This window comes from Marichromatium sp. AB31 (assembly GCF_003718685.1).
In the GTDB taxonomy this organism is placed as follows: domain Bacteria; phylum Pseudomonadota; class Gammaproteobacteria; order Chromatiales; family Chromatiaceae; genus Marichromatium; species Marichromatium gracile.
This window is the reverse complement of record NZ_RHFI01000012.1, coordinates 98980-105239: the sequence shown is the minus strand read 5'-3', so window position 1 is coordinate 105239 and position 6260 is coordinate 98980. Positions and strand designations below refer to the sequence as shown.

The 6260-nt window shown below is 69.7% G+C and carries 6 protein-coding genes; all 6 read right to left on the bottom strand.

The annotated features are described in order from the left end of the window. Positions 1-93: 93 nt before the first annotated feature. The 6 genes from EBL84_RS10855 to EBL84_RS10830 are packed head-to-tail and all read right to left on the bottom strand — an operon-like array spanning position 94 to position 6259. Positions 94-1941 carry a V-type ATP synthase subunit A gene (locus EBL84_RS10855; protein WP_123140828.1) on the bottom strand — a complete coding sequence of 616 codons (1848 nt, stop codon included), beginning with the start codon at positions 1939-1941 and terminating at the stop codon, positions 94-96. A gap of 44 nt (positions 1942-1985) precedes the next feature. After that, positions 1986-2675, bottom strand: coding sequence for a hypothetical protein (locus tag EBL84_RS10850; protein ID WP_123140827.1), 690 nt, complete (start codon positions 2673-2675; stop codon positions 1986-1988). A 12-nt stretch (positions 2676-2687) separates the two neighbouring features. After that, positions 2688-3389 carry a hypothetical protein gene (locus tag EBL84_RS10845; protein WP_123140826.1) on the bottom strand — a complete coding sequence of 234 codons (702 nt, stop codon included), beginning with the start codon at positions 3387-3389 and terminating at the stop codon, positions 2688-2690. 19 nt (positions 3390-3408) lie between these two features. Then, positions 3409-3855, bottom strand: coding sequence for an ATP synthase subunit C (locus tag EBL84_RS10840; protein WP_005224595.1), 447 nt, complete (start codon positions 3853-3855; stop codon positions 3409-3411). Continuing rightward, on the bottom strand, positions 3852-5657 hold the full coding sequence (locus EBL84_RS10835; protein ID WP_123140825.1) for a V-type ATP synthase subunit I: 1806 nt from the start codon (positions 5655-5657) through the stop codon (positions 3852-3854). Before EBL84_RS10835 ends, EBL84_RS10840 begins: the two co-directional genes overlap by 4 nt. Further along, a complete protein-coding gene (locus EBL84_RS10830) occupies positions 5654-6259 on the bottom strand; it encodes a V-type ATP synthase subunit D (protein ID WP_123140824.1) in 606 nt (201 codons plus the stop codon). Before EBL84_RS10830 ends, EBL84_RS10835 begins: the two co-directional genes overlap by 4 nt. Position 6260: the final 1 nt, after the last annotated feature.

The window sequence follows — 6260 nt, the reverse complement described above, 5'->3', positions numbered from 1 at the left end:
AGATCGATGCCGCGTCGCGCGCGCGCAATCGCCGGGTCGAGGTCTATTTCACCCTGCCCGGCGTCGGCGAGGACCGCGACCCGGCGTAAGGACTCAGCCGGTCGCCGCCAGTGCGACCGGGGTGTCCTCGTCGAGCGCGGCGATCTCCTCGAGCAGGCGGGTGAAGTCGTGCGAGTCCTGGGCGGCGTAGTTGAGGTTCTTCAGTAGCGCGGTGAGCCGGGTGAAGAAGGCGCGCGCGGCGTCCTTGTCGGTAAAGGCGCGCTCACGCCCGATCAGGCTGTCGATCAGCTCGAAGATCTGGCGCTGGCGCGCCAGTGGTACCGCCGCGTCGACCGCGTCGAAGGCGTCCTGCTGGAGGAAGGTCATGTCGAGCAGCAGCGCCTGCTGGTAGGTGACGTAGTCCTCGGTGGTCACGCCCTCCTCGCCGGTGACCTGCATCATCTGCTGCACCGCCTCGCCACGGACCAGGAGCTGCTGCATCGCCTCGACCCGACGGTTCCAGTCGGCACCGAGATGTTGTTCGTACCAGGGGGCGAGCTGGCCGAGATAGCGTGACCAGGAGATCAACGGGTCGATCGCCGGATAGAAGCGCTTGTAGGCGCGATCGTAGGACAGTCCGAGGAAGCACTTGACGGTGCTCAGGGTCGACTGGGTGACCGGTTCCTCGAAGTTGCCCCCGGCCGGCGAGACGGTGCCGATCATGGTCAGGCTGCCGACGCTGGCGTCGGCGGTGCGCACCACCCCGGCGCGCTCGTAGACGCTGCGGATCGCCGAGTCGAGATAGGCGGGGAAGGCCTCCTCGCCGGGGATCTCCTCGAGCCGCCCGGAGGTCTCGCGCATCGCCTGCGCCCAGCGCGAGGTGGAGTCGGCCAGCAGCAGCACCTGATAGCCCATCTGGCGGTAGTACTCGCCGAGGGTGATGCCGGTGTAGATCGAGGCCTCGCGCGAGGCCACCGGCATCGACGAGGTGTTGCAGATGATGATGGTGCGATCCATCAGCGAGCCGCCGGTCTTGGGGTCGGAGAGCTGGGGGAACTCGCTGATGGTCTCGACCACCTCGCCGGCGCGCTCGCCGCAGGCGACCACGATCACGATGTCGACGGCGGCGTGCTTGGCCAGCAGGTGTTGGAGCACCGTCTTGCCGGCGCCGAAGGGGCCGGGGATGCAGCCGGTGCCGCCGCGGGCGATGGGAAAGAAGGTGTCGATCAGACGGATGCTGGTGGTCATCGGCTCGTCCGGATAGAGCCGCTCGGTGGTGCGCGTGCGCAGCATGTGCTCGGTGAGCGCGCGGCGTACCGGCCAGCGCTGGATGAGATCGAGCGAGCGCTCGTGGCCGCGCCGGTCGCGGATGCGCGCCACCGGGGTGTCGACGGTGATACTGCCCTCCTGGATCCAGGTCACCTCGACCTCGCCCTCCTGATCGAAGGGCACCATGATCTTGTGGGTGTAGCGTCCCTCCTGGACGGTGCCGAGCACCCCGCCGGCGCGCAGCCGCGCGCCGTGCTGGACCAGCGGCACGAAGGACCACTTGCGGTTGCGATCGAGGGCGTCGAGATCGACCCCGCGCGGCAGGAACACGCCATGGGTGATGGCGATCTTCTCCAGCGGGTTCTGCAGGCCGTCGTAGACCTCGCCGAGCAGTCCCGGGCCGAGCTCGACCGAGAGCAGCTCATCGGACTGCTCCACCGGATCGCCGATGCTCACCCCGCGGGTGTCCTCGAACACCTGCACGTCGGCGAACTCGCCGCGCACCCGCAGCACCTCGGACTTGAGTCGCTCCCCGTCGCTGCGCTCGGGGCGGATGAACACCACCTCGTTCTTCTTCAGCGGCAGGCGCGTACCGTTGCGCCAGCCGGCCTCGATGGTGGCCAGGCTCTCCTGGACCGAGACCACCCGGGCGGGCGAGTCGGCCTGGACCTGGGGTGTCAGCGCGTCATCCATTGCGGGTTCCTCTTCGGCAAGGTCGGGCGATCGGCGCGGCGCGCTCAGGCCGCCGCCTCGGGGGTGAGTTCGACCCCGTCGAGCGCGGTCTCGATCAGGTCATCGAAGCGCGCCAGTGCGCGCTCGTGGTGATAGCTGGTCCAGCGGGCCACCAGATCCCAGCGCAGCGCGTAGATGATCACCGCGGCGAAGTCGAAGTGGTGGCCGTCGTGGAGTCGTTCGAGATGCTCCCAGACCGTCCTCAGCAGCAGTCGCTCGACGCCGATGGCATCGCCCTGGTCGAGACGGCGCGCGGCCTCCGGCAGCCAGGGGCAGGCGCGTTCGAGCCGGAACGCCGGTTCGTTCCAGTGGCGGCGCACCTGTTCGGTCCAGCGCCCGTACCCCCAGCGCCGCTCGCTCGGCGGCGGCTCGCCACGATGGCGACGGCGCAGCGCGCAGATCAGCGTGCGCATCTCCAGTCGCCAGTCGGCGAGGTCGCGGGCGAAGGGGTCGGGCAGGGTGGGGATCTGCCGCCGGGCGCGCTCGAGGACGGCCTGGTCGCTGCTGTGCGGGTCCTGCTCGGCCCATTCGATCAGGGTGCGCAGGGTGCGCAGGGTGCGCGCGTCCTCGGCGTCGAGCTGGGTCAGGCGCTGTTCGAGACGGATGCGCGAGAGCGGCGTCTGGCGCGCGGTGAACAGCGCCCCGTGCGCCGGCAGTGCGCTCAGCAGCATGGCGTAACGGTGTGAGTCGGTCATGGCGCCACCCCGCTACTTCACCATCCCCTCGAGGATGGCGCGGAAGCGAGGCTGGAGGTGGGCGAGCAGCAGCGCCGCGACCTTGTCGTCGGTGAGGTCGATCTGCACGTCCTGGTCGCGCAGCGAGAGACGGATGCCCTGGCTGTCGTCGTCGCCGACGCTGAAGGTCACGCCCTCGGCGAGCACGTTGCCGGCGATCGAGAGCACGAAGTGCGACAGCGAGCCCTCGCGCAGTTCCAGCGGGTTGCGCCGCAACTCCTCGGGGCCGACCAGCGCCTTGGGCAGCTGGATGTCGACCGCCTGGCCGGCATCGATGCCGGCCTCCTCGCGTGCGGCGCGACCGACCTCGAGGATCAACTGTTGGAGGAAGCTCTGCTGTTCGAGCTCGGCGGCGATCAGCCGCTTGACCTCGTCGCTGAAGCGGTCGGAGAGCTCGGACTTGAGCCGCAGCACGGTGTCGCGCATGGCGATGCGCAACGCCTCCTCGCCGCCCTTGCGCAGGGCCTCGGCCTCGCGCCGTGCCTCCTCGACGATGGCCGCGGCGCGCTCATTGGCGGCGCGCTCGATCTCGCCGGCCTGACGGCGCGCGGCGCGCTCGATCTCGCCGGCCTGGTCGCGCCCGGCGCTCACCCCTTCCTCGCGCAGCCGCGCGATCAGGGTCTCGATACCGGAGGAGGCGAGCCCCTCGGGGATGCCGCTGTCTGTGGTGGTCATCTGTTCAGCTCCCCCCGGTTCAGGCCGGGATGCCGCCGGCGAGCACCAGCGCGAAGACGAAGGCGAACACCGCGAAGCCCTCGACGATCGCCGCCGGGGCCAGCGACAGACCGAAGATCTCGGGCTTGGTCTTGCTCGCGTGGATCGCCGAGGCACAGGCCTGGCCCTGGCGTACCGCCGAGAACAGCAGCGCCAAGCCGGCGAGGATGCCGATGCCGAACAGCGCCGGGGCGGTGTCGACGGTGACCTCGCGCTGCAGGGTGAACATGATCACGATGCCGTAGATGACCTGGGAGGAGGGCATCACCGAGATGCCGATATAGCGGCCGTAGCCGGAATCGGTGTCGACCATGGCGCCGATCGCCGCCTGACCGGCGATCGCGCAGCCGATGATGCTGCCGATGGCGCCGAGCGCCATGGCACCGCACAGCCCCGCCCAACCCAGTGCAATCACCAGTTCGTTCATTCGCTCAGCTCCGTCTTCTTGAAGGGCTTGAAGGGATAGCCCTCGCCGGCCAGCGCCCAGTTGTAGAACTCGATGAAGTTCAGACGCAGTCCGTGCACCACGCCGCTCATCAGACAGAGCGCGAGGTTGAGGACGTGACCGACGAGGAGGATGAGGATCGAGAGCAGCAGTCCGAGTCCGGGCTGGCCCTGCTGGACGTCGCGCGCCAGCTCGTTGAAGGTCAGCGCGAGCGAGGCCGAGGCCAACCCCAGCGCGAACAGGCGCAGATAGGAGAGCACGTCACCGAAGGCCTGGGTGACGCGCACCAGTTGGCGCAGACCGTCGAGCACACGTAGCAACGCCGAGGTCGGGCTGCGTATCGGACGGTCGCTGCCGAGCGTGAAGAGCGCGATCAGGCCGCCGCCGAGCAGCCACTGGCCGAGGGTGGCGAGCCAGAGTGGTCCGCTCGGGCCGGTGCCGCTCCACAGCGCGAAGCCGCCGAGCAGGGCGGCGATCCAGGCGAGCGCGATACGGCGCTCGGCCCCGGGAGCGCTGCTCAGCGCGCGTTCGACATTGGCCAGCACCAGGTGGAGCACGCCGATCGCCACCGACAGCCACATCATGGTGGCGAAGTCGTCGAGATCGAAGACCCTGAGCTGGCCGAGCAGCCCATCGGGCGCTGGCGTGACGCCGAAGTAGCTCCCCACCAGGATCCCCCAGAGCAGCGCCCCGCCGCACAACGCGAGCGCGAGCAGGCGCAGCCGCCCCCTGGTCTCGCTGCGCCCGAGGCGGCGCCAGCCGAGTGCCAGCGCGGCGCCGAGCACCAGCGCGTAGCCGGCGTCGGAGAGGATCATCGCGAAGAACAGGGTGAAGGAGAAGAACAGCACCCGCGACGGGTCCCAGCTGCGATAGGCCGGCATCTGGTAGAAGCCGACCAGGTCCTGACCGGCGGCCACCGGGGCCGGATTGTCGAGCCGGGTCGGTGGTTGATCATCCGCGCCCGGGGCCTCGAGCAGCAACGCGAGGCCGAGCTGGTCGGCCAGCGCCTGCACGCCGGGGCAGTCCTCGAGCGCGACCCAGCCCTGGACCAGGAACAGCGCCTCGTCGTCATAGGTCTGGGCGCGGGCGTAGTTGAGCCCGGCCTGGTCCTCGGCCTCGGCGAGATGCGAGGAGAGCAGATAGATCCAGCGGGTGAGCGCGTGACGCTCGGCGATCACCGCCTCGAGTTCGATCTCGGCGCGTTCGAGCCGGCGCGCGACCTCGGAGCGACTGAACGCGCCGGTGTGGGTACGCGCCACCGGCAGGGCGTCGGCCGGCGGTTCGCGCTCGGCGATCACCACCACCCAGGCCTGACGATGGTCGCGATGGACGATCTGCCAGGGCAGTTCGAGTCGGGCGAGGGCGTCGAGCTGACGCAGCGGCAGGATGTAGAACCACAGCTTGCGTCCGGCGAGCGCCGCCGGCTCGGGGAGGCTGAACTCGCCCCAGGGCTCGAGTTCGGCGAGGCGCTGGCGCAGGGCGTCGCGGCGATCGCTGATGTCGCGCAGCCGCTGCTGGTTGTCGAGCACCTGGGTGATGGTCGCGGCGAGGTCGAAGTCGGTCGGCTCGCGGACCTGGCGGCGTTTGTCCGGCACCTCGCGCAGATGGCGCAGCGCCTTGCGCGCCTCCAGGGCATGGGGCGAGGGGGTGCGCTCGGGCTCTCTGGGGTGAGCGCCGAGTTCGACCAGGTGCATGCAACCGAGCTGCTGGAGCTGCTCGAGCACCGCGTCCTTGTCGGCCGCGAGTCCGGCCAGGGTGACGCGGCGCATCGTCATGATGCTCATGCCAGACCTCCCCGTTGACGCTTGGCCTTGGCGATCTTGGAACGCACCACGGCGGCGCGCTCGGCGTCGGAGAGGGCGACGCGGATGCGCTTGATATGGGCGCGGGTGCGTGGGATCAGCACCTTCTCGAACAGGTTGACGCGCTGGGTGACCTTGCGCACTGCGGTCTCGAGCAGGGTCACGCGCTGTTGCTGCAGACGCAGTCGGATGCGCAGTTCGAGCATCTGTTCGAGCCGCTCGACCAGTGGATCGACCCAGTGCGGGCGGCTCAGGCAGCCGTAGTCGACACGGTCGAAGTCGACTCCGACGAGCCGCGGCAGCCGGGTGCCCATGCGATTCTCCTCGTCGATGCGGATCTGGGTGACGCGGGTCAGTCCGGCCAGCGGGATCTCGGTGTTGGCGAGCATCGGCAGCTGTTCGCGCACCTGTTCGCGCAGGGTGGCGATGGCTTGCTCGAGCGCGGTGCGCTCGTCCTGGGCGCGGGCGCGCTCGGCGAGTAGCTGGCGGCGCTTGAGATCGAGCGAGGGCAGATAGCGCTCGAAGGTCTGCAGCTGGCGCTGTTGCTTGGCCAGCGATGACTTGCTCAGGCTCAGTCGTGCCATG